This is a genomic window from Nocardia sp. NPDC004582 (assembly GCF_053602115.1).
The window spans coordinates 1-26,783 of the sequence record NZ_JBSGCY010000049.1; the positions used below are offsets into that span (position 1 = coordinate 1).

Here is a 26,783-nt window from a genome sequence, read left to right on the forward strand (position 1 = left end):
GTCCCGGGCCGAGGCCGTCGAGTTGGCGCGGCGGGCGCGCGCGGAGGCGCGGCGGCAGTGGCCTGTGGTGCGGGCGTGGAGCATTCGGCATCGGGTGCTGATCGGGGGGATGACGGCGGTCCTGGTGTTCGCGAGCGCGGACGGGGCGCTGGGGTTGATCCCCACCGACGCCGCGGTGAGTCCCGGTGTGGCGGTGCGTATTCCGGTGCGGTATCCGCTGCAGATCCAGGCCACGCAGGAATCCTCGAAGCGATACCTCGACGCCATCAACAATGGTGAGCACCTGCGCGAGCAGGCCGTGGTCTCGGCGGCCGCGGCGGCAACTCTGGAGCGCGCGAAGGCCGAGGCGGCAGCCGCCGTCGCCGGGCAGCCGCAGCCGTGGCTGACCCCGTCCCCGGACGCCACCCTGCCGCCGGGATTCGTGCTCCCCGGCGTCGGCGGTTTCGCGCTGCCCGCGAAGGGCCTGTTCACCTCCGGATTCGGCGCGCGCTGGGGCACTTTCCACGCGGGCATCGACATCGCCGCCCCCCTGGGCTCACCGATCTACGCGGTCGCCGCGGGCACGGTCATCGACGCGGGCCCCGCCCAGGGTTTCGGCCTCTGGGTCCGCATCCGCCACGACGACGGCGCCATCTCGGTGTACGGCCACATGTACGACTTCTCGGTCTCCGTCGGCGAACGCGTCCCCGCCGGCATGCAGATCGCCCGCATCGGCAACCGCGGCGACTCCACCGGCCCCCACCTGCATTTCGAGATCGTCATCAACGGCCAGCACGTCGACCCCCAACCCTGGCTCGCCCAGCGCGGTATCGTCCTGGGCTGATCCGGCCGAGACGCGATCAGTTCCCCAACGCGATCGGCCCGGGCCCGGGTCCGGCCGAGACGCGAGAGCGCCCGGGCGCGGAATATGGCCGGTCCACACCCGGATACGGGAACGCCCGTCCGAACCAGGTTCGGGCGGGCGTTCTTTCGTCGAGCGCGGCGCCGGAGTCGGCCGCGGCGAGCGGGATTCAGTTCGCGGACGGCACCGCGATGCGGCCCTCGGTGGCGGCCAGGGCGATGTCGGTGCGGAAGTGGCCGCCCGGCAGCTTGATTCCGGCGAGGCGGTCGTAGGCGTTCTTACGGGCCTCGACCAGGTCGGCGCCCTGGCCGACGATGGCGAGGACGCGGCCGCCGGCGGAGACCAGCGCGCCGTCCGCGCGCTGGGCGGTGCCGGCGTGCAGGACCTCGGATTCGACTCCGGTGCCGGTGGATTCGGCGCCGGTGATGACGTCGCCGCTGCGCGGGCGGGCCGGGTAGTTCTCGGCGGCCAGCACCACGGTGACGGCGGCGCCGTCCTTCCAGCGCGGCGCGGCGACCTGGTCGAGGGTGCCGGTGGCGGTGGCGTGCAGGAGTTCGCCGAGCGGGCTGTCCAGCATGGCGAGCACCGCCTGGGTCTCGGGATCGCCGAAGCGGCAGTTGAATTCGACCACGGCCGGGCCGTTCTGGCCGATGGCGAGTCCGGCGTAGAGCAGGCCGCTGAACGGCACGCCGCGCTTCACCATCTCGGCGGCGACGGGCTTGACCACGTCGTCGACGATGGCCCGCAGCGTGGCCTCGGGCAGCCACGGCAGCGGCGTGTACGCGCCCATGCCACCGGTATTGGGCCCGGTGTCACCGTCGCCGACCCGCTTGTGGTCCTGGGCGGGCAGCAGCGGCACCACGGTCTCACCGTCGACCAGGCAGAACAGCGACACCTCGGGGCCGTCGAGGAACGACTCCAGCAGCACCGGGTGGCCCTGCTCGAGCAATTCCGCCCCGTGCTCACGGGCGACCGACCGGTCAGGGGTCACCACGACGCCCTTGCCTGCGGCCAGCCCGTCGTCCTTGACCACCCAGGTCGGGCCGAAACGGTCCAGCGCCGCGTCCAATTCGCCCGGGTGATCCACGATCTCGCTGTGCGCGGTCCGCACGCCGGCCGCGTTCATCACGTCCTTGGCGAACGCCTTCGAGCCTTCGATCCGCGCGGCGGCGGCCGACGGGCCGAACACTGGGATCCCGGCCGCGCGCACCGCGTCGGCCACCCCGAGCACCAGCGGCACCTCGGGCCCGACCACCACGAGGTCGGCGGCCAGCTCCTGAGCCAGCGCCACCACCTCGTCGCCGGAGGAGGCGTCGACGGCCCGCACCTCGGCATGCTGGGCGATGCCGGCATTGCCGGGCGCCGCGTAGACCGCGGTCACCGCCGGGTCCTTGCGCAGTGCCAGGACGAGGGCATGTTCACGGGCTCCGGAACCGATGACGAGTACGCGCACGGCGAACAGCTTAGAGGGCTGGGATGACGCCGCCGGTAGCGGTCTGTTCGTGCGTGCGCGCGGGCTCGCGCGCCCGCGCGTAATGTCCCCCCCATGGCTTCTGTTTTCTCCGCAATCATCGACGGTCAGCTGCCCGGCCGGTTCGTCTGGGAGGACGACGAATTCGTCGGTTTCCTCACGATCGCCCCGGTGACACAGGGGCACACCCTCGTGGTGCCGCGCAAGGAGATCGACCAGTGGCAGGACGTCGATCCGGGCACGATGGCCCGCCTGACCGGCGTCGCCCAGAAGATCGGCCAGGCCGTGCGCACCGCCTGGGACGCCCCGCGCGCGGGCCTGCTCATCGCCGGGCTCGAGGTGCCGCACCTGCACGTGCACGTGTTCCCGGCCTTCTCGATGGGCAACTTCGACATCTCCGGCGCCGACCATCAGCCCAGCGCCGAATCCCTGGACGAGGCCCAGGCCAAGATCAAGCAGGCCCTGCGCGACCTCGGCTTCGGCGCGAACGTCCCGGAGTGACCCGATCGGGTGCGCGCCCACAGCGCGCACCTGGCGGTGGCCACGCCGCGTGACGCCACCTCCTGCGGCTCACCGCCCGCATTCACCCTTCGGCCCCTCCGCGGGGCTGACCTCTCGCAGCCCGGTTCACGACTCCGCGCGCGGCAGCCGCACGGTGAACGTCGTGCCCTCCCCCGGCACACTCGTCACCGACACCGCTCCCCCATGCGCCGCGACCAGCGCCTGCACGATCGACAGTCCCAGCCCCGTCCCGCCGCTGACCCGGCTGCGCGACACATCGGTGCGATAGAACCGCTCGAACACCCGCTCGGCCTGTTCGGCCGCCAATCCCGGGCCGGTGTCGGCCACCTCGATCAGCACCTCGCTCGCGGCGGGAGTGAGCCGCACCGCCACCTCCGCGTCGGGTGGGGTGTGCACGAGCGCGTTGTTGATCAGGTTGGCCAGCACCTGCCGCAACCGGGTCTCGTCGCCGAGGATCTCCAAAGTGCCGGGGCCGGGCCGGATTTCGAGGTCGATCTTGCGTTCCGGCCCTTCCGGGTGCTGCGCCGCCGCCAGGGCGCGCGCCCCGTGCACGGCATCGCTGGCCAGCATGAGCAGATCCACCGATCGCCGCTCGACGGGCCGCTGCGCGTCCAGGCGCGCCAGCATCAGCAGGTCCTCGACCAGTAATCCCATCCGGTTGGATTCACGTTCGATGCGGTCCATGAGCAGGTCCGGCTCGGTGATCGCGCCCTGCCGGTACAGCTCGGAGAACCCCTTGATGGTGGTGAGCGGGGTGCGCAGTTCGTGGCTGGCGTCGGCGACGAACCGCCGCATCTTGGCCTCGGAGCGCCGCGCCGCCTCCTCCGACGCCTCGGTGGCGGCGAAGGCCTGCTGGATCTGGGTCAACATGGTGTTCAGCGACTGCGAGAGATGATCGACCTCGGTGTCGGTGCCGCGCACCGGAACTCGCCGATGCAGGTCCCCGCCCGCGATGGCGGCCGCGGTGCCCTCGACCTCCCGCAATGGCCGCAGACTGCGCCGGATCACCATGCGCGCCACCGCGGCCAGGGCCGCCAGCACCAGCGCGCCGATCACCAGTTGCAGCACGATCAGCTTGTCCAGCAGCGAGTTCGTCTCGTCCATGCGCAGCGCGATGGTGCTGGTGCCCTGGTCGTTGACGGTTCGCAGCACCCGCCATTCCTCGCCGGCGGCCCCCACCGAGCCGACCGTGCGCGGCTTGCCGCCCAGGTCCGCGGGCACGTCGGGTTCCTGCACCCCGGCGGTCAGGGTCAGCGTCGGCTGCCCGGCCGCGTCGCGCACCTGCACCCAGTACAGGTGCGGCGGCCGTTCCCGCCCGCGCAGGGTGGGCAGCGGTTCGGGTCGTTGCGCGCCGGGCGCGGCCCAGCTGTGGGCGGCGTCGGACAGCTGCCGGTCGATGCGCTCGACCAGCACATTGCGCATGAGCGAGGTGACCGCGATGCCGGAGACCAGCAGCCCGAACCCGACCAGCGATACCAGCGCCAGCACCAGGGTGGTGCGCAGCGGCACCGCGGCGAGCCGGTCGGCGATCTTGCCGCGCAGTCCGCGGGCCGCCTCGGCCGCGTTCACTGCACCGCCGTGCGTCCGCGCGGCTCCCGCATCACGTATCCGACCCCGCGCAGCGTGTGGATGAGCCGATCCGGCCCGGTGTCGACCTTCTTGCGCAGGTACGACACGTAGGTCTCGACCACGCCGACCTCGCCGCCGAAGTCGTAGCGCCACACGTGGTCCAGGATCCGCGGCTTGCTCAGTACGGTGCCCGCGTTGACCAGGAAGTACCGCAGCAGGGTGAACTCGGTGGGCGACAGGGCGACCGGTTCGCCCGCCTTCCACACCTCGTGGGTGTCGTCGTCGAGTTCGATATCGGCGAATCGCAGCCGCGAGGACTTGGTCTCCGGCGCGGCCCGCCCGGCGCGGCGCAGGATCACCCGCAGCCGGGCCACCACCTCCTCGAGGCTGAACGGTTTGGTGACGTAGTCGTCGGCCCCGAGCGTCAGCCCGGTGATCTTGTCGTCCACGTCGTCGCGGGCGGTCAGGAACAACACGGGCGCGTCGATCCCGTCGGCGCGCAGCCGCCGCAGCAGCCCGAATCCGTCCATGCCGGGCATCATCACGTCGATGATCATGGCGTCGGGCCGGAAGGTCTTGGCCCGGTCGAGCCCTTCGGTCCCGCTGGCGGCGCTGGCGACCTCGAAGCCCTGATACCGCAGGCTCACCGACAGCAACTCGACGATCATCGGCTCGTCGTCGACGACGAGCACTCTGGCCTCGGGCTCGCGTCCTTGCGCAGGCACACCTGTCATGGCCTCATATTCTGCGCCGCACCCGCGAGAACGCTGGTCCTTCCCTGGGAGTTTCCTGGGAGAGCCGACTCCCGGCGGCTCTCAGGACCCGGATACAGGTGTGGGGCCGAGGGTGTACCTCGGCCCCACCTGTCATTGCCCTGGCAGCTTCTGCTGCCCACCGAGCCCCCTGTCAGGATTGAACTGACGACCTTCGCTTTACAAGAGCGGTGCTCTACCACTGAGCTAAGGAGGCGGAAAGCGGTGCCATCATAACCGGGGTGGCCGGCTGCGCGGAAAAACCGGCTTCCCGGTCGGAACGACACTGGCCGCGAACACCGGGACGCGGCCGGTCGACGCTCGTGGCATCGACGGCCGCGTTCGGAAGTCGTTCGCGCAGTATCGGACTAACCGCTGAGTGTCAGGACTGGGCCGCCTGACGAGCCGCGTCGTCCGCCGCCATGGCATCACGCAGGCTCTTGGGCCGCATGTCGGTCCAGTTCTTCTCGACGTACTCGACGCATGCGGCGCGGGAGTCCTCGCCGAACACGACTCGCCAACCCGCCGGAACCTCGGCGAAGGCCGGCCAGAGGGAGTGCTGTTCCTCATCGTTGACCAGGACGAAGAACCGGCCGTCTTCGTCATCGAAGGGATTGGTGCTCATTTCACCTCACTGGATACTGGCGCTGTGTACGGGTACGTAGACGGATCGTCCAGCCACCGCAGTGTTGGAACGAGCCCCCGACGTTGATTCGACCCTAGCAAGGCAGGCGTTACCGCTGGGCGGTTACCTACACTTCGTTCAGGCTACGAAGAATTCGACGAGGATCTTATTGACGACCTCCGGTTGTTCCAGGTAGCCGAAGTGCCCGGCGTCGGGAACCTCCTGGTAGCGGGCACCCGGAATGATATCGGCGACCTCGCGCGCGAGGTAGGGCGGGATCATCCGGTCGTCGGCGAAGCCCAGCGCCAGGCAGGGCACGGTGATGCCCCGGTAGGCCGCGGTGCGGTCGAAGTCGTGGTCCATGCGGCGCTGCGCCCGCACGCCCGGGGTGACCGGGCCGCCGGTGAATTCGAACAGGTCGAGCCAGTCGCGGGCGGCGTGCTGGTCGGCCAGCGAGGCCGGGGACAGGTTCATCAGGGCGGTCATGGCGGCCTCGTATTTGGCGGGCAGCCGCACCCCGGCGTCGTCGAGATCGTGCTCGCCGAGCCCCAGGGTCTTCTGGAACTGGTCCAGCCGGGCGTGCCCGGCCATGAACACGGCCTTGCGGACCAGGTCGGGCCGGGCCAGCGCGACTTCCTGCGCGACCCGCGAGCCCATCGACTGGCCGACCAGGAAGACCGGTCCCTCGCCGAGGAATTCGATCAGGGCGACGGTGTCGCGGACCAGGTCCTCGATGGTGATCCCGGCGGGCGATTCGAAGGAGGGCGCGATGCCGCGGTTGTCGAAGGTGCAGACCCGGTATCCGGCCGCGACCAGGGCGGGCACCTGGTGCAGTTCCCAGACCCGGCCGCCGCTGCCGGTGCCCATGATCATGACGACCAGCGGCGCGGACCCCTTGACGTCGGTGCCTTTGGACCGGTCTCCCTTGACCTGGTAGTTCAGCGAGATTCCGTTCACCGTCGCCAACGGCATGCTTGCGACCCCTTACATCAGGTGTTGCCACTCTTTTGTCCGTCCACCGTATAGGTCGGGACCGACGGAATGTTTCGTCCCCGCGCATTGCGGTTAGGGCTCGCAATGCACGCGGCGGCGAGGCCCGGCTCACCCGGCAGATACGATGGACTCCTCGCACCGAGCAGACTTCTCCGAGAGGACATGAGATGGCCGCGAAGACCGGCGCAAACGACATCGCGGACGACGATCTGGAGCCGCTCGCCGACGAGACCGCTCGCCAGGCGCAGCGCGTGGTGGCGGCGTACGCCACCGACGCCGACGAATGCCGCATGCTGCTGTCGATGCTGGGCATCGCTCCGACGCGAGGCGAATGACCCGTGCACCCGGATAGCTCCGGCTCCGGTTTCGTCGTCGTCGCCAACCGGCTCCCGGTGGACCTGGAGCGCCTGCCCGACGGAACCACTCGCTGGAAGCGCAGCCCCGGCGGCCTGGTCACCGCGCTGGAGCCGGTGCTGCGCAATAACAAGGGCGCCTGGGTCGGCTGGGCCGGCGTCCCGGACGTGGAGCTCGATCCGATCGTCGAGGACGGTCTGGAACTGCACCCCGTCCCATTGTCGGGCGACGAGGTCGCCGACTACTACGAAGGCTTCTCCAACGCGACGCTGTGGCCGCTGTATCACGACGTGATCGTGCGCCCGGTCTACGACCGCCAGTGGTGGCAGGCGTACGTGCAGGTGAACCGGCGTTTCGCCGAGTACACCGCCAAGGTGGCCGCCGAGGGCGCGACCGTGTGGGTCCAGGACTACCAGCTGCAGCTGGTGCCGAAGATGCTGCGCATGCTCCGCCCGGACCTGACCATCGGTTTCTTCCTGCACATTCCGTTCCCGCCGGTGGAACTGTTCATGCAGATGCCGTGGCGCACCGAGATCGTCGAGGGCCTGCTCGGCGCCGACCTGATCGGCTTCCACCTGCCCGGCGGCGCGCAGAACTTCCTGTACCTGGCCAGAAGACTGGCCGGACAGCCGACTTCGCGCGGCAATGTGGGTGTGCGCTCGAAACTCGGTGTGGTGCAGGTGGGTTTCCGCACCGTGCGGGTGGGCGCGTTCCCGATCTCCATCACCTCCGCGGAGCTGGACGAGTATTCGCGCCGCCGCGATGTGCGGGAGCGGGCCGCGAAAATCCGTGCGGAGCTGGGTAATCCGAAGACGATCCTGCTGGGCGTCGACCGCCTGGACTACACCAAGGGCATCGACATCCGGCTCGCCGCGCTCGAGGAGCTGCTGCACGACGGCCGCATCGACCCCGCGGACACGGTGATGGTGCAGCTGGCCACGCCGAGTCGCGAACGCGTCGAGTCCTACAAGCAGATGCGCGGCGATATCGAACGCCAGGTGGGCCGCATCAACGGCGAGTTCGCCCGCGTCGGTTACCCGGTGGTGCACTACCTGCACCGTCCCATCCCGCGCGAGGAGCTGATCGCGTTCTTCGTGGCCGCCGACGTCATGGTGGTGACCCCGCTGCGCGACGGCATGAACCTGGTCGCCAAGGAGTACGTGGCCTGCCAGGGCAGCCTCAACGGCGCTCTGGTGCTGAGCGAGTTCACCGGCGCCGCGGCGGAATTGCGCCAGGCCTACCTGTGCAACCCGCATGACCTGGACAGCGTCAAGGACGCCTTGATCGGCGCCATCGACGACGACCGCGACACCCGCCGCCGGCGCATGCGCTCCATGCGACGCCAGGTCCTCACCCACGACGTCGACCGCTGGGCCCGCGCCTTCCTCGACGCCCTGGCCACCGACCGCGTCGCGGGCAGCGCCCTGCTCACCGACGACGACGTGGACCCGGACCCGCGGCGCTGACGGCGACGAAACTCGAACGCCCCCTGGACTTCCCAGGGGGCGTTCGCCGTATCGCGGTCTATTCCGCTGGCTCAGCGCCGAATTCGCCTAACCGGTAGGTGACACCGGTGAGCCGCTCGGATTCGGCCCACACCCGCGCCGCCAATTCCGGATCGAGCGCCTGCGCACTGGCCTCGTTCAGTGCCGGGTAGCCCTTGGTGAACCCGCTCGGCCCGAACAGATCTCCGGGCTGGACGCCGGGATCGGTGGCCGCCCGCAGCGTCGGGAGCGCACCCATCTCGACGGTCTGCATGGCGAACCGGAACACCCAGCGCAGCGACGGCCGCGACAGGAAGGTGATGGCGGGCCCGAGGTTCCGGGCGAAATCCGATTCGGCCGCCCCGGGATGCGCGGCGATCGACATCATCTCGGTATCGGTGCCGTTGAGCCGCCGCTGCAACTCGAACGCGGTCAGCACATTGGCCAGCTTGGACTGCGCGTACGCCTGAAATCCCTTGTAGGGCCGCCGTTCGAAGAACAGATCGTCGAGATCGATCGGGGCCTCCTTCTTCGAGGCGAACCCCGTGGTCACGGCCACCACCCGCCCCGCCGGCGCGGCCCGCAGCAGGTCCAGCACCAGCCCGGTGAACGCGAACGGCCCGAGATGGTTGGTCGCGAGGGTGGTCTCGAACCCGTCCACGGTCAGACTCCGCGTCCGGCCCAGCATGCCCGCGTTGTTGACCAGCAGATCAACCCGCTCGACCTCGTCGTGCAATCGCGCCGCGGCCTTGCCGACCGAATCCAGCGAAGCCAGATCGAGTTCCACGAACGGCAATTCGGCGTCCGGCACCCGCGCCCGGATGAGATCCGCGGCCGCCCCGGCCTTCTCGGCGTTGCGGCAGGCCATGACCACCCGAGCGCCGTGCTCGGCCAGCCGCAGCGCGGTCTCCAGCCCCAGGCCGCCACTGGACCCGGTGACGATCGCGGTGCGCCCGTGGAGATCCGGAATGTCGGCGGCGGTCCAGCGCATGTTCTTGGTACCCATGCGTTACATCCTGAACGGTCGGCTTCCACTTAGCGCATCGAGCGTCCCCGAAATACCGCCTACCGCAGCGGCTTCCGTTCCGGAACCGACAAGGCCGTGGCGCGCAGGGTTTTTCCCGCACGCCACGGCCTTCGCATGGTGATCGTCAGATCGGGGTGACCTCCGAGACGAGCCAGCGGTTGCCGCTCTTCTCCAGGTCGACCCGCACCCGGCTGCCGCTCGCGGTGGCCTGCGGGTTCTCCTTGCTGGTGGTCATCTGGTTGAGGAACAGCAGCACCTTGGCGTGCTTGGTGTCGAGGTCGATGACGCCGCCCGCCTGCGTGGCGGCGATGACCGTGAGCTGCTTCTCCTTGGCGCCGGGGGCGATGGATTCGTTGACGAGCTTGAGGTAGTCGTCCTTGAACCCGCCGGAGAGATCGTTGGCGACCTTGGGCAGTTCCTTGTCGACGGAATTGAAGTTGTAGCTGAACATCGCCTCGACCGTCTTGCGGGCGGCGTCCACCGAATCGGTGCGCGCGTGATCGAGCTGCTTCATGTGCCAGGCGTCGTAGCCGAACCAGCCGGCCGCCGCCAGCATGGCCACCATGACGGCCGCGATGGCCGAGACCCGGATGCGCTTGTTGTTCACGAGACGAACTCCAGCTTCGAGGCGGTGAAATGGTCACCGTCGTGGGTGATCGTCACCCGGAATCGGTAGACGCGCTGCTGCGGCTGATCCGAGCCGGCGTTGGTGAGGTTCTGCTTGGCGGCGACCAGGATCTGGGCGGAGTTGTCGTCGTAGGACTCGACGGCGGTCTCCACGACCTGGCCGCTGGCCTTCACGTTCGCCTGCTTGATGACATCGGCGTAAGCATCGCTGCGCGAGGAGTATTCGTCCTTGAGCTGGCCCGACGCCACCGAGAGCACCCGGTTGATGTCGTCCTTGACGGTGTCCACCTTGATGGTGGTGATATTGAGGACGGCCTGCTTGGCGGTCTGGGTATAGTCCGCGCGCAGTTGCTCGTTCTTGTCCGCGGCATTGTGCGCCGGAATCCAGAAGATCAGGCTGGTCGCCAGCGCGACCAGGCAGAGCGCCGCCGCGGCGCCGAGCAGCAGGACCGGCCACTTGCGGCCGCCCTTCGTCTCGTCGTCCTCGGCGCCGGCCTCGGAATCCTCGGTGTCGGCCGCGACCGCCGGAGCGCCCTCGACCACCTCGAGCGACTCGTCCTCCGGCTCGGCCGATTCCGCCGTGACCGGAGCGTCGGCGGCATCCCCCGCATCGTCGCCGGCTTCCGGCGTCACGACCGTCTTCGCGATCGTCACCGTGGGTTCGGCGACCTCGGGGGTTTCGGCCTCGGGGGTCGCGGCGGCAGCCTCGACACCCGTGGCCTGCACGGTGGTGACCTCCGCTATGGGTGCATCCCCGTCGTGGACCGGCGGTCCTTCTGACCGCACGGCCTTCCGCCGGGTCTTGCTGTTCACCACCGTGGGATCACTCATCGTTGTTGCTCCTGAAGCATTGTTTGCCAGTTAGCCGGCACGATGCCGGAACCATCGGGCCCGATATCGGCCTGGCGGGTGAGTACACCGTCCGGCCCGAGATACGTGCCACTCTTCGGATCGTACGTTCTCGTCGTCACACTCGCAGGCGCGGCTCCCGGTTGCCCGCCGGTCTCCAGCGAACTCGGGGTGAACGTGGGCTTGCCATTGTTGTCCACCGGGTTCGGCTTACCGAAGGCCGGGTTGTCGCCGAGCGGCTGGTAGCCCTCGGCGGAGTGGCACTGTTCCACGGTGGCCGCACGCCTGCCCGGCACGTCCATACAGGGGTTGTTGCGGACACCGCGGACCACATCCTGGGAGTTCTGCGGAATCTTGCAGTACATCCCCTTCTGGGTCTCCGGAGTGGGCCCCGTGTAGTCGTTGGGCGAGCGCCGGTCCTCCGGCGCCAGGAAGCCCGTGGTGCAACCCTTCGGGTCATTGAGGCCGATCTTGAAGTCGACCTTGCCGCCGTACTCGGTCGGGCTGCCCTTGGCGAGGGTCATCAGCGCACCGATCAGCGGCGGGAAAACCACCAGCAACTGCTCCACGCTGGCGTGATAGGTGACGCCGACCTGACCGAGACTGACCAGATTCTGCGCCAGCAGCGGCACGGTGGGCTTCAGGTCCTCGAACAGCTTGGTCGCCTTGTTGAGGGCGCCCGGGCCGTGGTCGATCACGTTGCGCAGTGCCGGATCGTGTTCGCGCAGTTGGTCGGTCACCGTCGCCAGATCCTTGGTCCACCCGCGGATGGCGGAGTCGGACTCGATCTGGGTGTCCAGCAGCGGGCCGATCTTGTCGATCAGATCCTTGGTGGCGTCGGTGTTGGTCTTGGCCTCCTGGACCAGCAGCGACGCGGAGTCGAGCAGCCGTTCCAGATCCGGGCCCGCGCCGTTGAAGGCGAGGAAGGCCTGCTCGATCACCTGCTGCAGGCGGGTGTCGGCGACGCTGGAGAGCAGCCGGTCGGTGCGGTCCAGAATGCCGCCGATATCCATCGGCAGCTTGGTGCGATCCACCGGGATGACCGAACCGTCGCGCAGATTGCCGCCCTGCGGGTTGTCCTTGGGCACCAGATCCACGTACTGCTCACCGATGGCCGAGACCGACTTCACCCAGGCGTCCACATCGGACGGAATCTTGAAGTCGGATTCGATGGACAGCTTCGCGTCGACCCCCTGCGGGGTCAGCACCACCGAATTCACCTTGCCCACATTGGTTCCGCGGTAGGCGACATTCGCATGCTCGTACAGCCCGCCGGTAGCGGCCAGCTGCACCGTCACGTCATACCGGCCGATGCCGAACATGGCGGGCAGCTTCACGTACTCCCCACCCATCACCGTGATGCCGATGACGGTCAGCACGGTGAAGATGGCGAGCTGAATCTTGACGAAGCGACTCAGTTTCATTTGCCCGGATCCCCTTGCGGCACGGTGATTCCGGGAATGGCGGGCAGGCCCGGAATGTTCAGGCCCGGCATGCCGGGCACGGTCGGCGACGGCTGGGTCGAGGGTGGTTGCTGCTGCAGCGGAGTCTTGGCGGGATCGCCCTGATCGCCCGCCACACCGGCCCCTTGGCCGAGCGCGCCCTCCACACCGCCGAACCGTCCACCCAGCGGGGTTCCGGTCAGGAAGTTGGAATCCAGCCGGGCCGCGGTCAGATCGAAGGTGATCTTCACGTTCATGTAGTCACCGCGGATGTACCGGTCGATGTACTTGAAGGGGAACGGGAAGGTCAGCGCCATATTCAGCGACTTGGCGAAGTTGTCGCTGGTGTTGGCGATCTGTTCCAGAGTCGGTCCCAGATCGGCGATCTCGGCCTTCAGGTCGTCACCGGCGTTGTCGATGATCCGTTTCACCACATCGCTGAGGTCACCCGCCGCGGTCAGCGCGTTGGTGATCTGCTCCCGCTTGTTCGCGAGCACGGTCAGCGCGGGATGGATGTTGTCGATGGCACCGGCCACCCGATCCTTCTCCTGCGCAAGCGTTCCCGAGACACGATCCAGCCCGCTCATGGCGTTGATGATGTCGGTGGTCTGGGCGTTGAGCGTCCCGACCATCTGGTTCAACTGCGGCAGCAGGTCACGGATGGCGTCGGTGCGGCCGGTGAACGCGGTGTTCAGCTCGTGGGTGATGTTCTCCAGCTGGCTGATACCGCCACCGTTGAGCACCACCGACAACGAGGACAGCGTCTGCTCGGTGGTCGGGTACTGGCCCGCCCGCTCCAGCGTGATGGTGTCACCGTCGTGCAGCTGCCCGGTGGCGGGAATATCGGCCGGTGCGGCCAATTCGACGTGATTACTGCCCAGCAGTGAGGTCTGCCCGATCTTCGCGATGGCGTTCGCGGGCAGCTTCACGTCCTTGTCGAGTCCGATGCTGACCAGCGCGTGCCAGTCCTGCACCTCGATACCGGTCACGGTGCCGACGGTCACGTCGTTCACCAGGACCGGCGAATTGCGGGTCAGGGTGGTGACATTCGGCATCTGCACCTTGATGTGCCAAGCATCGGAACCGGTTCCGGCGGAACCCGGCATGGAGACGGTGTTGAGGCCGTCCCAATCACAGCCGGTGGCGCTCAGAGCGACCGCGACACCGATCGCCAGGCCCGCCACCCCGCGGCGACGAGTATTCATCAGTTCCCTCCCGGAATGGCGAGACCGGACAGCCCGTTCGGGATCCCGACCGGTGCCCGTTCACCCTGCGCGGCATAACGAGCGGCGACATCGGGCGTGCTGGGCACCAGCTGGTTCGGAAACGCCGCCGCGCCCGTGCCGTCGTTCATCAGCAGCGGCGGGTAGTTCATCGCCAGGTTCTGGATCACCGGGGCCAGGTACTGCGCGCACATCTTGGCACTCTGGTCGGCATTGCCGGCGGTGCCGAACGCGTCGATCGAGCCACAGATGAAGCTCAACGGTGAGTTGAAGCCGGCGAAGACCGGATAGCCGGCGACGGTGCCCTGCGCGGGGTTGTACAGCTGATAGAAGTTCACCAGCGCGGTCGGCGCGGTGTGCAGCACCTGTTCGATCTGCGGTTTGCTCTGCACCAGCGTGTTGGTGACATCGGCGAGCTGCGCCAGGTCGGTGCTCAGCGCCCCGCCGTGCGTGTCGAGGAACTTCTTCACGTCGGAGACCGCGGAGTCCAGATTGTCCAAACCCGCTCCGAGATCACCGGATACGCCCGCCAGCACCTGAGATACCGACGCCAGCCGGCCACCGAACTGCACGATCTGGTCATTGCTCTTGGAGAGCACGTCCACGAACTGCTGCAGGTTCTTGATGGTGCCGAACAGGTCGGTGCGACCGTCCGACAGCGTGGTCAGCGTGGCCGACAGCTCCTTGAGGGTGTCGCGGAAGGCCTGGCCGTTGCCGTCGAGGTTGTCGGCGGCGGTATTGACGAAGCGCCCGAACGAGCCCTGCTTGTCCTCGCCGACCGGGCCGAGAGACGTGGCCAGCTTGTTCAATTCGGTCTTGATGTCGTCCCACTCGACCGGGACGGCGGTGCGCTCGAGCGGAATGACCGAGCCGTCGTGCATCTTCGCGCCGCCGGTGTAGGCGGGCGCCAGCTGGATGAACCGAGCCGACACCACCGACGGGGAGACCAGCACGGCCTTGGCGTCGGCGGGGATGTCGATGCCGCGGTCGATGGTCATCTTGACCGTGGCCTTGTCCTTGCCCGGATCCACGGAGTCGATGGTGCCCACGCGGACACCGAGGATCCGCACCTCGTCGCCCTTGTACAGGCCGACGGTGGACGGGAAGTAGGCGGTGATCTGCGGCTTGCCGATCCGGGAGACCCCGGTGTACACGCCCCCGGCCACGATCGCGACCAAGGCCACGATCGCCGCCACGCGGGTCCAGCGCGGCAGACCGCGGATTTTACTGAGCAAAGTCGTCATTTCGGCAGCTCCGTGATCAGCGGGCGAGGCTGGATGCCGCCGCTCTGCATGTTCTTCAGCGCTTCGGGCAGGTTCTGCGGCCAGACCAGCGCGTCCGAAAGAGCCTGCAGCATCGGGCTGTTCCAGTTGACGACGTACGCCTGGAAGTACGGACCGCTGCCGACCTGCTCACCGAGCGCACTGGCGTAGGGGCCGAGCGCGTCGAGCGCGTCGGAGATGTTCTGCTTGTTCTTCTGCAGCAGTGCCAGCACCGAATTCAACTTGTCCAGCGCCGGTTTCAGCGCCGCCTGGTTGTCGTTGACGAAGCCGCTGAGCTGTTTGGCCAGGCCGTTGATGTAGGTGATCAGCTGGCTGATCGCGCCCCGGCGGGCATCCAGTTCACCGAGCAGGCTGTTGCCGTCCACGAGCAGCGCATTGATCTTCGCGGCCCGATCGGACAGCACCTTGGTGACGCCCTGGGCCTTGCCCAGCAGGTCGGTCAGCGCCTTGTCGCGGGTGTTGATGCTCTTGGACAGCTGGGTGATGCCGTCCAGGGCCGAGCGCAGCGGAGCCGGTGTGTCCTTGAAGGTGCTCGACAGCGCGTCCAGGGTCTGGTTGACCCGGTCCATGTCAAGGTCCTTCACGGTGCCGGACAGATCCTGCAACGCGTCGTTGAGCGAGTACGGGGACGTGGTGCGCTCCAGGGGAATCGGCTGATCGCGCTTCAGCGCGCCGTCCCCTTCCGGCGCCACCTCGAGCGACTTGCGGCCCAGCACCGTGTTGGTCTTGATCGCGGCGGTGGTCTTGGTGCCCAGCACGATCGACTCGTCCAGGGTGAAGGAGACCTTCACCTTCGGGCCGTCCAGCGCCACTTTGTCCACCCGGCCGGACTTCACGCCGGCCACCTGGACCTGATCACCCGGCAGCAGCCCGCCGGCGTCGGCGAAGTACGCGCTGAACTGCGCGCCCGAGCGGACGAACGGCAGCCGATCGAATTGCAGGGCGGTGAGGCAGATGCTCACGACCACGACGATGCCGATGACGCCGATATTGATGACGCGTTGTCCCATGACTATCCACACCTCCCGTCGAACTGGCTGCCAGGCAGGGCGAGACGCACGTCCTTGCCGTCGGGCCCAGTGAACATGATGTCGGTGCTGCACGCGTAGATGTTCAGGAACGATCCGTAGGCACCGATGCGGGTCAGCTTCTTGTAGGTACTCGGCAGCGCCGAGAGCACGGTCTGGAGCTCGTCGCGGCTGTCGTCGAGAGTCGTCGCCGCGCGGCCCAGCTGCTCCACCGTGTTCTTCAGGTCCGGCCGGGCCGTCCGGAGCAGATCGGTGAGATCACCGGTGGCTCCGGCGATCCGGGGCAGGGCCGCGCCGATCGGGTCCTTGTCTGCAGCCAATCCACTGACCAGACGCTGCAATTCGTCCAGCGTGGTGCCGAACGCCTTGTCGCGGTCGTCGATGGTGGCCAGCACCGTCTTCAGGTTCTCGATCACGCTGCCGATCAGGGCATCGCGTGAGGAGAGGGTCTTGCCGAAGTCGCCGCCGCTGTTCAGCAGCGAGACCAGCGTGCCGCCCTGGCCCTGGAAGATCTGCAGCAGCGCCTCGGTCAGGCTGTTGACCTGGGTCGGATTCAGGCCGCGCAGCAGCGGTTTGAACCCGCCCAGCAGCATGTCCAGATCCAGCGCGGGCTGGGTGTGGTCGAGGTCGATGGTGCCGCCGGAGCGCAGCGGGGTCGCCGTGCCCGGTCCGTCCATCAGTTCGAGGTAGCGGTCGCCGACCAGGTTCTCGTAGCGGATGGCCGCCTTGGTGCTGGCGTAGAGCTTGTACTTGCGGTCCACGTCGAACTCGACGTGCGCCTGGTGGTCCTTGCCGACGTAGACCCGGCTCACCGAACCGACCGGGACACCCGCGATCCGCACCTTCGACCCGGGCAGCATGCCCGAGGACGAGGTGAACACCGCGCGATAGCCGGTCTCGCGAGCGAACCGCATCTGGCTGAAGACGACCACCAGCAGCGCCAGGATCAGCAGCATGGCGATGCCGAAGATGCTGAGTTTGACCGTGGTGGCGTGTGGTTTGAATTTCACTTCTTACCCACCCCAGGCAGCTGGTCGAAAAGAATCTCGAAGACGGTCTTGGACGCGTGCGGCTGCGTCGGCGGCGCCCAGATGTGACCCTCCGAGGTATCGGTCATCAGGTAGTTGGCCTTCTGGCCACCCGTCAGGTCGTAGGTGTTCTCGCAGTGCGGGCCGCCGGTGGCGTTGACCTTCGGCAGGTCCTCGGGGAACGAGTACGGCGTACCGCTGGGCATGATGCCGGCGTTCATGGCGAAGGCCGGGTACCGGCCGCCGATGAGCTCGTCCATCAGGGGCACGTTCATACCGAAGGTCATGATCGTGCAGTACAGCGCCGAGCGGTACTCGAACAGCAGATCCGTGGTGGGCCGCAACAGGTTCAGCGACTTGATCAGATCGTTCTCGTTGGGCTTCAGCACCGAGTTCGAGGTGTCGGCCAACCCGATGAGGTTGGTCAGCAGATCGTCCACGCGAGCCTGCTCATCGGTAATCGTCTTACCGGTGACCTGCATATTGTCGGTGACGCGCAGCAGATCCCCCACGGTGTCGGCGTAGGTGCCGGTCACCGAGGCGGTCTTGCGCAGATCCTCCTGCAACGTGGGCAGCGAGGGGTTGATCTGCTTGAGGAACTCGTCGCTGTCCGACAGCAGCAGGCCCAGCTTCTCGCCGCGACCCTGCAGGGCGGTGCCCAGCGCGGTCAGCGTGGCGTTCAGCTTCTCCGGCTGCACCTTGTTGAGCACATCGCTCAAATGCTGGAACAGCGTATTGAATTCGACGGTCACGCCATCGGCCTGCACCACGGCTCCCGCGCGCAGCTGCCCCGACGGGTTCTGCGGCTCGATGAAGTTGATGTACTTCGCGCCGAACACGGTGGTGGAGTTGATGTCCACGGTCGCGTTGGCCGGCACCAGCTTCAGCTTGTCCGGATCCATGGAGAGTTCGATGCGCGCGCCCTCGGGCGTCTCGTCGATCGACTTGACCCGGCCGATCTCGACGCCGCGGATCTTCACCTTGGCGTCGCGATCCATGACCAGACCCGCGCGCGGCGAATTGACGGTCACCAGAGCGGTATTCGTGAAACCGCCGGCGAAACTCACCAGGCAGAAGACGACTACGGCGACCAGGCCGAGCACCAGGCCGGCGCCGGCCAGCCGGATCACCCACCCCTGGTCGAGGTAGCGCTTCGGCGCCGGCTTCTGGACGAACGGCGAGCCGATCGGGCTCGCCGTCCCGCCTTGTTGTTGGACCATGTTCGTCCCGCCCCTACCCGGAGAGATGGAAATTGCCGGAGGTGCCGTAGATGGCCAGCGACATCAGCAGCGTCACCGTGACGACTGCGATCAGCGAGGCCCGCACCGCATTACCTACCGCCACGCCTACGCCGACCGGTCCGCCCGCGGCGTTGTAGCCGTAGTAGGTGTGGATCAGCATGACCGCCATGGCCATGAAGATCGCCTGCGCGAAGGACCAGAGGATGTCGCTGGGGATCAGGAAGGTCGAGAAGTAGTGGTCGTACACACCGGCCGACTGCCCGTAGATCTGCACGGTCGCGAAGCGCGAGGCGATGAACGAGGCGATGACCGCCAGCGAGTACAACGGGATGATGGCGAGGATGCCCGCCAGCATGCGGGTGCCCACCAGGAAGGGGATGGGCCGGATGGCCATCACCTCGAGGGCGTCGATCTCTTCGGAGACGCGCATGGCGCCCAATTGTGCCGTGGTTCCCGCGCCCAGCGTCGCCGCCAGGCCGATGCCCGAAATGACCGGTGCCGCAATGCGAACGTTGATGAACGCCGCGAAGAAGCCGGTCAGGGCCTCGACGCCGATATTGCCGAGCGAGCTGTAGCCCTGCACGGCGATGGTGCCACCGGCGGCCAGGGTCAGGAAGCCGACGATGACGACGGTGCCGCCGATGACCGCGAGCGCGCCGGTGCCCATCGAGATCTCGGCGATGAGCCGAATGGTCTCGGTGCGGTAGTGCACCAGCGCCTTCGGCACCGACGCGACCGAGCGCGCGTAGAACACCGCGTGCTTGCCGACCGAGTCGAGCGCCTCGGTGAAGCGCTGAAAGCGCTTGGTCACCTTGGGAAAACGAGATTGGATCACGAAAGCCATCTGATCACCGAGCCGCGAACTTGATGCTGATGGCGGTCATCACGACATTGATGACGAACAGCGCCATGAAGGCGAACACGACCGTCTGGTTGACGGCGTCGCCGACGCTCTTGGGACCACCCTTGACGTTCAGACCCAGATAACAGGCGACCAGTCCGGCGACGAGACCGAACAGCATGGCCTTCACCTCGGAGATGACGAGCTCCGGCAGGTGGGTCAGCAGGGTGATGCCGTTGACGAACGCGCCCGGGTTCACGCCTTGCAGGAAGACCGAGAACACGAAGCCGCCCAGGATGCCGATCGCGGACACCAGGCCGTTGAGCAGGAAGGCCACGAACATCGAGGCCAGCACGCGCGGAACCACCAGGCGCTGAATCGGATCGATGCCGAGCACCTTCATCGCGTCGATCTCTTCGCGGATGGTGCGCGCGCCGAGGTCGGCGCAGATGGCCGTCGCGCCCGCGCCGGCCACGATGAGCACGGTGACCATCGGGCCGATCTGGGTGATCGCGCCGAAGGCCGCACCCGCGCCCGAGAGGTCGGCCGCGCCGATCTCGCGCAAAAGAATGTTGAGCGTGAAGACCACGAGCACGGTGAACGGAATCGCCACCATCAGCGTGGGAAACATGGAGACCCTGGCGATGAACCAGGACTGATCGATGAATTCCCGTCGCTGGAACGGGGGCCGTACCGCGGCGCGAGCGACAGCGCCGGCGAGTTCGAAGAACCCTCCGACCGCCCGCAGCGGTACGGCAAGGACTTCATTCATTCCCGCTATTCCTCCTGCCCCTGCCTAGCGATAGCACCGAAATCTGAATGTGATCTCGGTCCCGCCGAAGATTAGAACACGTTCTCATACGGTTCGGGAAGGTTTCCATTGCTTTGAACAGGCCCTCTTTCTGAACTGGTGTCCAGTTTCAAGAACATGTTCAGGTGAGCCTAACCGTCAGAGGTATGCCGCATTGTGAGGCGACACACATAGTTGATCCCCATTCCTACCAATGTTCGATCGCACGATCAACTGCAGGGTCGGGGGCCGGGTCCGTCAAGACGACACGCGGCCCCCGCACGGGGAAATCGAGGTGAAAACCTCAGCCCAGATCCTTCAGAGAGGAGGCCGAGAAAGTGGCGTCCGAACCACGGTCGGCGAAGTAGCCGCCCAGGGTCGCGGCCAGGCCCTCACGGGTGAACTCGCCCTCGGCGTCGAAGCGCTGCTCGACGACGGGGGCCGCCATCAGGGCCACCATCGGGCCGTAGACGACGAACAGCTGGCCGGTGATCCGCTCGGCCGCCGGGGAGGCCAGGAAGGCCACCAGGCGCGCGACGTGATCGGGCGACAGCGGGTCCGGACCCTCTTCGGGGGCCGCGGAGAAGACGTTCTCGGTCATGGCGGTACGCGCGCGGGGCGCGATCGCGTTGGCGCGCACGCCGACCTGCTCCAGCGCGCGGGCCGCGGACAGGGTCAGCGCGGTGATGCCGGCCTTGGCCGCACCGTAGTTCGCCTGACCGGCGGGGCCGAGCAGACCGGCCTCGGAGGAGGTGTTGATGATCCGCCCGTAGACCGGGGCGCCGGTCTCCTTGAACTTGGCCCGCCAGTAGGCGGCCGCGTTGCGGGTCAGCAGGAAGTGCCCGCGCAGGTGCACGGCGACGACCGCGTCGAAGTCCTCGTCGGACATGTTGAACAGCATCTTGTCCCGGGTGATCCCGGCGTTGTTCACCACGATGTCCAGGCCGCCGAGGGACTCCTCGGCGGTACGGATGATTGCGTCGGCGGTGGACCGCTCGGCAATGCTGCCGGCGACGAACTCCGCCTTGACTCCCAGCGCCCGGATATCGGCGAGGGTTGCGCTGACCGCGTCGTTTTCGGCAAGGTCGTTGACAATGACGGACGCGCCCGCGCGGGCCAGCTCGAGGGCTTCGGCCCGGCCGAGCCCGGCACCGGCACCGGTAACGACGGCAACCCGGCCGGAAAGACTCACATCAGATTCGCTCACGGGGCCGACTCTAGAACGTGTTCCACCCGCCGGGCAAGGACCGATCCCGGCGGGCGGGGTGGGCCTCAGACCAGCTTCAGCGCCGCCTTGGGGCACTGCGCCACGGACGACTCGATGTCCTTGCGGTTGGCCTCGGTGACCGCGACCTCGTTGACGTGCAAGTTGTCGTCGTCATCGAGATCGAACACGTCAGGGGCGATTCCAACGCAGATCCCGTTCGCTTCGCACTGATCGAAATCGACGATGACCTTCATAGTTCTCTCCTTCAACACAGGTTGTGTCCGAGCCTAACAAGCAGACCCCGGCTCAGAACAGCAAAGCAGCCCTAACCAGAACCCGTTACTGGAACAAGTTCCAGTAGGTATGTCATGATCGGCCTAACCCGAAGGTTCGTGGCCCGTCTCGTTCTGGACTGAGTGGAGCGGGGGAGCGAAGCGGAGGAGCGGAGGGAGGGAAGAACGAGACCTCCAGGGCCGCGAACCCGCCGCGCCGCAGGCGCGGCAGAAAGGTACGGACTGCTATGCGTATCGCCTACACGCCGCAACAGGAACAGCTGCGTGCCGAGCTGCGTGACTATTTCACCAAGCTCATCACTCCCGAACGGCGGCAAGCGCTTTCGGCCCAGACCGGAGAGTACGGCGAGGGCAATGTCTACCGCGAGGTCGTCGAGGAGATGGGCCGCGACGGCTGGCTCGCCCTGGGCTGGCCCAAGGAGTACGGCGGCCAGGACCGGTCCACCATGGATCAGCTGATCTTCACCGACGAGGCCGCCATCGCCGGCGCCCCGGTGCCGTTCCTGACCATCAACTCGGTCGCGCCGACCATCATGCACTACGGCACCGAGGAGCAGAAGAAGTTCTTCCTGCCCAAGATCGCCGCCGGTCAGCTGCACTTCGCCATCGGGTATTCGGAGCCGGGCGCCGGCACCGACCTGGCCTCGCTGCGCACCTCCGCGGTCCGCGACGGCGACGACTGGATCATCAACGGCCAGAAGATGTGGACCTCCCTCATCGCCTACGCCGACTACGTGTGGCTGGCCGCGCGCACCGACCCGAATGCCAAGAAGCACAAGGGCATCTCGATGTTCATCATGCCGACCGACGCCGAGGGCTTCTCCTGGACGCCGGTGCACACCATGGCCGGTCCGGACACCTCCGCCACCTACTACCAGGACGTGCGGGTCAAGAACTCGGACATGGTGGGCCCGGAGAACGGCGGCTGGGCGCTGGTCACCAACCAGCTCAACCACGAGCGGGTCGCGCTGACCTCCTCCGCGCCGCTGGCCCTGGCCGTCGCGCAGGTCACCGAATGGGCGCGCAACACCAAGACCGCCAACGGCCAGCGCGTCATCGACCAGGAATGGGTGCAGGTCTCGCTGGCCCGCATCCACGCCAAGGTCGAATACCTGAAGCTGACCAACTGGGAGATCGCCTCGCGCGCCGACCAGGGCGGCGACGCCGCGCCGCGGCCGTGGGACGCCTCCGCGACCAAGGTGTACGGCACCGAACTGGCCACCGAGGCCTACCGGGCGCTGATGGAGATCCTCGGCCCGCAGGCCTACCTGCGCCAGGACTCGGCCGGTTCGCAGCTGCGCGGCCGCCTCGAGCGCATGCACCGCGCCTGCCTGATCCTCACCTTCGGCGGCGGCACCAACGAGGTGCAGCGCGACATCATCGCCATGACCGCCCTCAAGCAGCCCGCCGCCGCGCGTTAAGAAACCAAGGTACCCATCATGGATTTCACCCTCACCGAGGCGCAGCAGGATCTGGCCCGCCTCACCGCCGAGGTCACCGGCAAGCTGGTCACCGCCGACCGGCTGCGTGAGCTCGACAAGAACACCGACGCCGACGGCAACCGCACCGTGCGCTTCGACGCCGGCCTGTGGGACTCGCTCGCCGAGACCGGCGTGCTGGCCGCGGCCCTGCCGGAGAGCGTGGGCGGCAGCGACTTCGGCGTGCTCGAGCAGACCGCCATCCTGCGCGAGATCGGCAAGTCCGTCGCCCCCGTGCCCTACCTGTGGTCGATCGTGCTCGGCGCGGGCGCGCTCGCGCAGTTCGGTTCCGCCGCCCAGCGCGAGCTGGCCGCCCAGGCCGCGACCGGCGAGGTCATCCTCACCGCCGCGCTGAGCGAGGAGCGCAACTGGGAGCTGACCAAGCCCGTCACCACCGCCATCGCGGGCGACGGCTGGCAGCTCACCGGCCTCAAGACCACCGTGCCCTTCGCCCGCCAGGCGGCACGAATCCTGGTGTCCGCCAGCGTCGACGGCGCCCCCGCCGTCTTCCTGGTCGACCCGTCGCACGCCTCGGTGCGCGTCGAGGACCAGATCGTCACCGACCGCTCCCCCGAGGCCGAGGTCGAATTCGCCGGCACCCCCGCCGAACTGGTGGGCACCGTCGAACAGGGCGGCGAGATCCTGACCTGGCTGCTGGAGCGGGCCTGGCTCGGCCTGGCCGCCACCCAGCTCGGCGTGGTCGAGAAGGGCCTGGAACTGGTCGCCGACTACGCCCGCGAGCGCGAGCAGTTCAACCGCAAGATCGGCAGCTTCCAGGCCGTGGCCCAGCGCCTCGCCGACGGGTACATCGACGTGCAGGGCGTGCGCCTGGCCGTGCAGCAGGCGGCCTGGCGGATCGCCGAGGGTCTCCCGGCCGCGGCCGAGGTGCACACCGCCAAGTTCTGGGCCGCCGAGGCCGGACACCGCGTCGCCCACACCGTGGTGCACGTGCACGGCGGCGTCGGCATCGACCGCGACCACATCGTGAACCAGTACTTCACGGCGGCCAAGCACAACGAGTTCGCGCTCGGCGGCGCGACCGACCACCTGCGCGCCCTGGGCTCCCTGCTCAGCGACGCGCAGTAGGCCTGATCAACTCTCCTGAACTCCGCGGCCCAGTCGGGCCGGGCGAGACGCGGCCGACCCTGCACAAGCGGCCGACGGCGAGGTAGTGGCTCCCATACCGGCCACTGCCTCGCCGTTTTCCTTGTGGCGGAGAACCCCTGCGCAGGAACGGATTACGCGGTCAGGGCACCAGTGGACCAGCGAGCACGCGTTTGCCCTCCGCCCAGTTGCCCTGCCAGTTCAACGCCGGGTCGTCGAGCTCCTTGCGCGCCCACAGCGCCAGCAGCAGATCCGACGCGGCGCCCGAGAGTTCGGCCACCGGCGCGCCCGGGCCGTAGGTCCAGTGGTCACCGGTGTCGGTGGCGCGCAGGCTGATCGCCGCCGTCGGCTCGCTCGCCAGACCGCGCAGGATCATGCGGGGCGCGAACAGTTCGAAGACCTCGGTCACGCCGTCGGCCGCGAGCACGGGCTCGAACGCCTCGGCGGTGCCCAGCGCGTCCTGCCCGTCCCACAGGTGCATGAGGGTCTCCTGCGCCCGACGGCGCTGCCAGAAGCCGACCTTGCGCGGCATCTGCGAGGTGAACGTCCAGGCCGGAGTCTCGGGATCGACCGACAGCGCGTCGATCATCGCCTTCGCCGTGCCGTCGAACCAGGCCCGCAGTCCCACCGGGTCCCTGGGCGCGGGCTCGCCCTGAAAATCGCCGCGCTGTTCCAGGACCGCCGCGGTCACCCACAGATTCCCCTGACCGACATGGTCGGCCAGGTCGTAGAAGGTCCAGTCGCCACAGGACGGGACGGGCGCGGACAGCTCGACCTCCGGCGTGATCAGGTCACCGAACTCGTCCAACTTCTCGCGCACCACGGTCAGGAAATCCATGCGGCTCACGCTAAACAGTGAAGCCGCAGCGTGCCAGCCAAATCCGGCCGGTGGCGCGCGAATTTCGGCCAAACCTCGAGCGTCTGGCGGGTGCTCAGGATCGGAGTCCGCGCACGGAGAAGGCCCGCTCCCCCACCTGCTCGGGGTGTTCGGGCGACGGTTCCAGCTCGCGCAGCAGTGCCTCGCCACGCGCGTCACGGCGGATGGCCCGGCCCAGCTCGGCGGCGGCGCGATAGTGGGCGGGGGTACGCAGGGTGTGGCGGACGGCGCGGGCGATACGCTGGGCGGTGGCCGTGCGCGGCAGGACGATTCCGGCGTCGTGACCGCGGACCCGGGCGGCGTTGTCGGCGTTGTCGCGGCCGTGCGGGAGGACCACGACCGGGAGGTCGGCCGCGAAGGATCTCATCAGCGTGCCGTGGCCGCCGTGGGTGACGACCAGGCTGGCGTGGCGCATGATCTCGCGGTGCGGGGCGCCCCGCAGGACCGATACATTCCGGGGCACACGGAGTTCGGCGGGATCGAGGGCGGGGCCGGTGGTGATGACACCGCGCACGGGTAGCTGGCCCAGGGCCTCGGAAATTCTTTGCAGGCAGTCGGTTTGACGCTGGAAGGTGGTGGACAGGGCGACCAGGACCAGTGGATCACCGCCGTCGGCCGGGGTCCAGGTGGTGTCGGCGACCCAGTCGGGTTCGTCGAGGATGGGGCCGACCCATCGCACCCCGTCGGGCCCCTGACCCGGGAAATCGAAAGCGGCACTCGACAAGACGAGCTGACGGCGGGCCAGTCGCGCCTGATCCTGGTAGTGCGCCAGGCGTTCCAGCCCGAAATCCGCGCGCAGGGCATTGAGCTTGGGTAGTAGCTCCTCGTCCCAGCGCCGCTGCACCAGCGAACCCACCATTCGGTCGCGTAGCCGCCCGACCGGTCCGTGCGCCGGCGCGAATCCGGTGCCCGGCGGCGGACCGCCCTCCACGGGTAGTGGATAGACGCCGGGGATCAGCACCGAGAACGGCGTCTCGCAGGCCTGCGCGGCGACCATGGCGCCGAAGGCGAAGAAGGAGGCCAGCACCAGATCGGGTCGATTCGCGTCGATCTCGTCGGCGGTGTCGCGCGCGAATCCGGCCCCGGCCCGGGGACGCAGCCGCGCGCCGGTCGCGGCCACCGCCTCGGTCAGCGATTCCTCCGCCAGCACCGTCACCCGATGGCCCCGGCGCACCAGCCGCCGCACCACCCCCAGCTCCGGCGGAACCGTTCCCCCGCTGCCGGTGAGGGCGATCAGATAGCTGTAGCTCATCGGGCACCTCCACCGGCAACTCTCGCACGACCGATGAGTTTCGCGCACCCGCTTCGTCCTCATCAGTACATCGAATGAGAGGGGAACGCGCCACCATGCCGAGCAAGATGATCTTCATCAATCTGCCCGTCGCCGACCTGGACCGGTCCAAGCGCTTCTACGAGTCCATCGGCTGGAAGGTGAATCAGGACTTCACCGACGGCAATGCCGCCTGCATCGTGGTCGACGACAACATCTGCGTCATGCTGCTCACGCACGACTTCTTCACCACCTTCGGCCGCCGGCCGCTGGGCGACACCCGCGGCACCGTCGGCAGCGTCTACGCGCTCGCGCTGGGCAGCACCCACGAGGTCGACGCCCTGGTGGACGCCGCCGTGGCCGCGGGCGGCCAGGAGGAGGTCAGCACGGACCGCCGGGCCCAGGAAGCCGAGGTCGGCATGTACGGCCGCACCTTCCTCGACCCCGACGGCCACCAGTGGGAGCCGTTCTACATGGCCTATCCCGGGTGAGCGACGCGCGCCGATAGCCCCGAGTCCGAAGGCCGTGCGATCGCCCCGTGACAGCTTCCTGCCAACCGATGAA

The 26,783-nt window shown here is 68.0% G+C and carries 27 protein-coding genes and 1 tRNA gene; 7 read left to right on the forward strand and 21 right to left on the reverse strand.

From position 1 onward, the window contains the following. Window positions 1-22 precede the first annotated feature (22 nt). Window positions 23-823: a M23 family metallopeptidase gene (locus tag ACWELJ_RS16065; RefSeq protein WP_452366941.1), complete on the forward strand. Its 801-nt coding sequence runs from the start codon at window positions 23-25 to the stop codon at window positions 821-823. Window positions 824-1,010: 187 nt separating this feature from the next. On the opposite strand, the gene purD is transcribed toward ACWELJ_RS16065, so the two are convergent. Beyond that, window positions 1,011-2,294 carry a phosphoribosylamine--glycine ligase gene (gene purD / locus ACWELJ_RS16070; RefSeq protein ID WP_452366910.1) on the reverse strand — a complete coding sequence of 428 codons (1,284 nt, stop codon included), beginning with the start codon at window positions 2,292-2,294 and terminating at the stop codon, window positions 1,011-1,013. Between the two features lie 93 nt (window positions 2,295-2,387). On the opposite strand from purD, the gene ACWELJ_RS16075 reads away from it, so the two are divergent. After that, window positions 2,388-2,813, forward strand: coding sequence for an HIT family protein (locus ACWELJ_RS16075; RefSeq protein WP_452366911.1), 426 nt, complete (start codon window positions 2,388-2,390; stop codon window positions 2,811-2,813). Between the two features lie 126 nt (window positions 2,814-2,939). Here the strand turns inward: ACWELJ_RS16075 and ACWELJ_RS16080 are convergent, their stop codons facing one another. The 5 genes from ACWELJ_RS16080 to ACWELJ_RS16100 all read right to left on the reverse strand — a co-directional run bounded on the left by ACWELJ_RS16080 (window position 2,940) and on the right by ACWELJ_RS16100 (window position 6,752). Further along, on the reverse strand, window positions 2,940-4,403 hold the full coding sequence (locus ACWELJ_RS16080; RefSeq protein ID WP_452366912.1) for a sensor histidine kinase: 1,464 nt from the start codon (window positions 4,401-4,403) through the stop codon (window positions 2,940-2,942). Then, a complete protein-coding gene (locus ACWELJ_RS16085) occupies window positions 4,400-5,137 on the reverse strand; it encodes a response regulator transcription factor (RefSeq protein ID WP_452366913.1) in 738 nt (245 codons plus the stop codon). The genes ACWELJ_RS16080 and ACWELJ_RS16085 overlap by 4 nt, the downstream gene beginning before the upstream one ends. Window positions 5,138-5,300: 163 nt before the next feature. After that, window positions 5,301-5,372: transfer RNA gene (locus tag ACWELJ_RS16090), tRNA-Thr, on the reverse strand. A 165-nt stretch (window positions 5,373-5,537) separates the two neighbouring features. Continuing rightward, a complete protein-coding gene (locus ACWELJ_RS16095; protein WP_019931522.1) occupies window positions 5,538-5,780 on the reverse strand; it encodes an MbtH family protein in 243 nt (80 codons plus the stop codon). 138 nt (window positions 5,781-5,918) lie between these two features. Further along, window positions 5,919-6,752 (reverse strand): alpha/beta fold hydrolase, encoded by an 834-nt coding sequence (locus tag ACWELJ_RS16100; RefSeq protein WP_379105930.1) that lies wholly within the window; start codon window positions 6,750-6,752, stop codon window positions 5,919-5,921. Between the two features lie 188 nt (window positions 6,753-6,940). Between ACWELJ_RS16100 and ACWELJ_RS16105 the strand changes: the two genes are divergently transcribed. Together ACWELJ_RS16105 and ACWELJ_RS16110 are read left to right on the forward strand one after the other, a co-directional pair. After that, the gene (locus ACWELJ_RS16105; RefSeq protein ID WP_167659823.1) at window positions 6,941-7,108 is read left to right on the forward strand and encodes a hypothetical protein; all 168 of its coding nucleotides are present in this window, start codon (window positions 6,941-6,943) and stop codon (window positions 7,106-7,108) included. Window positions 7,109-7,111: 3 nt separating this feature from the next. Beyond that, window positions 7,112-8,593, forward strand: a complete 1,482-nt coding sequence (locus ACWELJ_RS16110; RefSeq protein ID WP_452366914.1) for an alpha,alpha-trehalose-phosphate synthase (UDP-forming) — start codon at window positions 7,112-7,114, stop codon at window positions 8,591-8,593. A 58-nt stretch (window positions 8,594-8,651) separates the two neighbouring features. On the opposite strand, the gene ACWELJ_RS16115 is transcribed toward ACWELJ_RS16110, so the two are convergent. The 13 genes from ACWELJ_RS16115 to ACWELJ_RS16175 form a co-directional block, all read right to left on the reverse strand. Beyond that, window positions 8,652-9,617, reverse strand: a complete 966-nt coding sequence (locus tag ACWELJ_RS16115) for an oxidoreductase (protein ID WP_452366915.1) — start codon at window positions 9,615-9,617, stop codon at window positions 8,652-8,654. A gap of 145 nt (window positions 9,618-9,762) precedes the next feature. Next, window positions 9,763-10,245: a h domain protein gene (locus ACWELJ_RS16120; protein WP_452366916.1), complete on the reverse strand. Its 483-nt coding sequence runs from the start codon at window positions 10,243-10,245 to the stop codon at window positions 9,763-9,765. Beyond that, window positions 10,242-11,096, reverse strand: a complete 855-nt coding sequence (locus ACWELJ_RS16125; protein WP_452366917.1) for a hypothetical protein — start codon at window positions 11,094-11,096, stop codon at window positions 10,242-10,244. Before ACWELJ_RS16125 ends, ACWELJ_RS16120 begins: the two co-directional genes overlap by 4 nt. Further along, the gene (locus ACWELJ_RS16130) at window positions 11,093-12,538 is read right to left on the reverse strand and encodes an MCE family protein (RefSeq protein WP_452366918.1); all 1,446 of its coding nucleotides are present in this window, start codon (window positions 12,536-12,538) and stop codon (window positions 11,093-11,095) included. Before ACWELJ_RS16130 ends, ACWELJ_RS16125 begins: the two co-directional genes overlap by 4 nt. Further along, window positions 12,535-13,761 (reverse strand): MCE family protein, encoded by a 1,227-nt coding sequence (locus ACWELJ_RS16135; protein WP_452366919.1) that lies wholly within the window; start codon window positions 13,759-13,761, stop codon window positions 12,535-12,537. Before ACWELJ_RS16135 ends, ACWELJ_RS16130 begins: the two co-directional genes overlap by 4 nt. Next, complete coding sequence (locus tag ACWELJ_RS16140; RefSeq protein ID WP_452366920.1) at window positions 13,761-15,023, reverse strand: MCE family protein; 1,263 nt, start codon at window positions 15,021-15,023, stop codon at window positions 13,761-13,763. Before ACWELJ_RS16140 ends, ACWELJ_RS16135 begins: the two co-directional genes overlap by 1 nt. Continuing rightward, window positions 15,020-16,072, reverse strand: coding sequence for an MCE family protein (locus tag ACWELJ_RS16145; protein ID WP_452366921.1), 1,053 nt, complete (start codon window positions 16,070-16,072; stop codon window positions 15,020-15,022). The genes ACWELJ_RS16140 and ACWELJ_RS16145 overlap by 4 nt, the downstream gene beginning before the upstream one ends. Before the next feature lie 2 nt (window positions 16,073-16,074). Beyond that, the gene (locus ACWELJ_RS16150) at window positions 16,075-17,100 is read right to left on the reverse strand and encodes an MCE family protein (RefSeq protein ID WP_452366922.1); all 1,026 of its coding nucleotides are present in this window, start codon (window positions 17,098-17,100) and stop codon (window positions 16,075-16,077) included. Continuing rightward, window positions 17,097-18,338, reverse strand: a complete 1,242-nt coding sequence (locus tag ACWELJ_RS16155) for an MCE family protein (protein WP_452366923.1) — start codon at window positions 18,336-18,338, stop codon at window positions 17,097-17,099. Before ACWELJ_RS16155 ends, ACWELJ_RS16150 begins: the two co-directional genes overlap by 4 nt. 13 nt (window positions 18,339-18,351) lie before the next feature. Next, a complete protein-coding gene (locus tag ACWELJ_RS16160) occupies window positions 18,352-19,203 on the reverse strand; it encodes an MlaE family ABC transporter permease (RefSeq protein ID WP_452366924.1) in 852 nt (283 codons plus the stop codon). Window positions 19,204-19,207: 4 nt separating this feature from the next. Then, a complete protein-coding gene (locus ACWELJ_RS16165; RefSeq protein WP_357282736.1) occupies window positions 19,208-19,972 on the reverse strand; it encodes an MlaE family ABC transporter permease in 765 nt (254 codons plus the stop codon). Between the two features lie 322 nt (window positions 19,973-20,294). Continuing rightward, complete coding sequence (locus tag ACWELJ_RS16170; RefSeq protein ID WP_452366925.1) at window positions 20,295-21,197, reverse strand: 3-oxoacyl-ACP reductase; 903 nt, start codon at window positions 21,195-21,197, stop codon at window positions 20,295-20,297. A gap of 65 nt (window positions 21,198-21,262) precedes the next feature. Beyond that, on the reverse strand, window positions 21,263-21,451 hold the full coding sequence (locus ACWELJ_RS16175; protein WP_379346507.1) for a ferredoxin: 189 nt from the start codon (window positions 21,449-21,451) through the stop codon (window positions 21,263-21,265). 266 nt (window positions 21,452-21,717) lie between these two features. Between ACWELJ_RS16175 and ACWELJ_RS16180 the strand changes: the two genes are divergently transcribed. Both ACWELJ_RS16180 and ACWELJ_RS16185 read left to right on the forward strand, forming a co-directional pair. Further along, window positions 21,718-22,911, forward strand: coding sequence for an acyl-CoA dehydrogenase family protein (locus ACWELJ_RS16180; RefSeq protein ID WP_357282739.1), 1,194 nt, complete (start codon window positions 21,718-21,720; stop codon window positions 22,909-22,911). 18 nt (window positions 22,912-22,929) lie between these two features. Next, on the forward strand, window positions 22,930-24,054 hold the full coding sequence (locus tag ACWELJ_RS16185; protein ID WP_452366926.1) for an acyl-CoA dehydrogenase family protein: 1,125 nt from the start codon (window positions 22,930-22,932) through the stop codon (window positions 24,052-24,054). 160 nt (window positions 24,055-24,214) lie between these two features. Here ACWELJ_RS16185 and ACWELJ_RS16190 read toward each other — a convergent pair whose 3' ends face one another. Together ACWELJ_RS16190 and ACWELJ_RS16195 are read right to left on the reverse strand one after the other, a co-directional pair. Beyond that, a complete protein-coding gene (locus tag ACWELJ_RS16190) occupies window positions 24,215-24,910 on the reverse strand; it encodes a maleylpyruvate isomerase family mycothiol-dependent enzyme (RefSeq protein ID WP_452366927.1) in 696 nt (231 codons plus the stop codon). A 94-nt stretch (window positions 24,911-25,004) separates the two neighbouring features. Further along, window positions 25,005-26,201, reverse strand: coding sequence for a glycosyltransferase (locus ACWELJ_RS16195; RefSeq protein ID WP_452366928.1), 1,197 nt, complete (start codon window positions 26,199-26,201; stop codon window positions 25,005-25,007). Between the two features lie 95 nt (window positions 26,202-26,296). Here ACWELJ_RS16195 and ACWELJ_RS16200 point away from each other — a divergent pair, with 95 nt between their 5' ends. Continuing rightward, complete coding sequence (locus ACWELJ_RS16200; RefSeq protein WP_452366929.1) at window positions 26,297-26,710, forward strand: VOC family protein; 414 nt, start codon at window positions 26,297-26,299, stop codon at window positions 26,708-26,710. Window positions 26,711-26,783 lie beyond the last annotated feature (73 nt).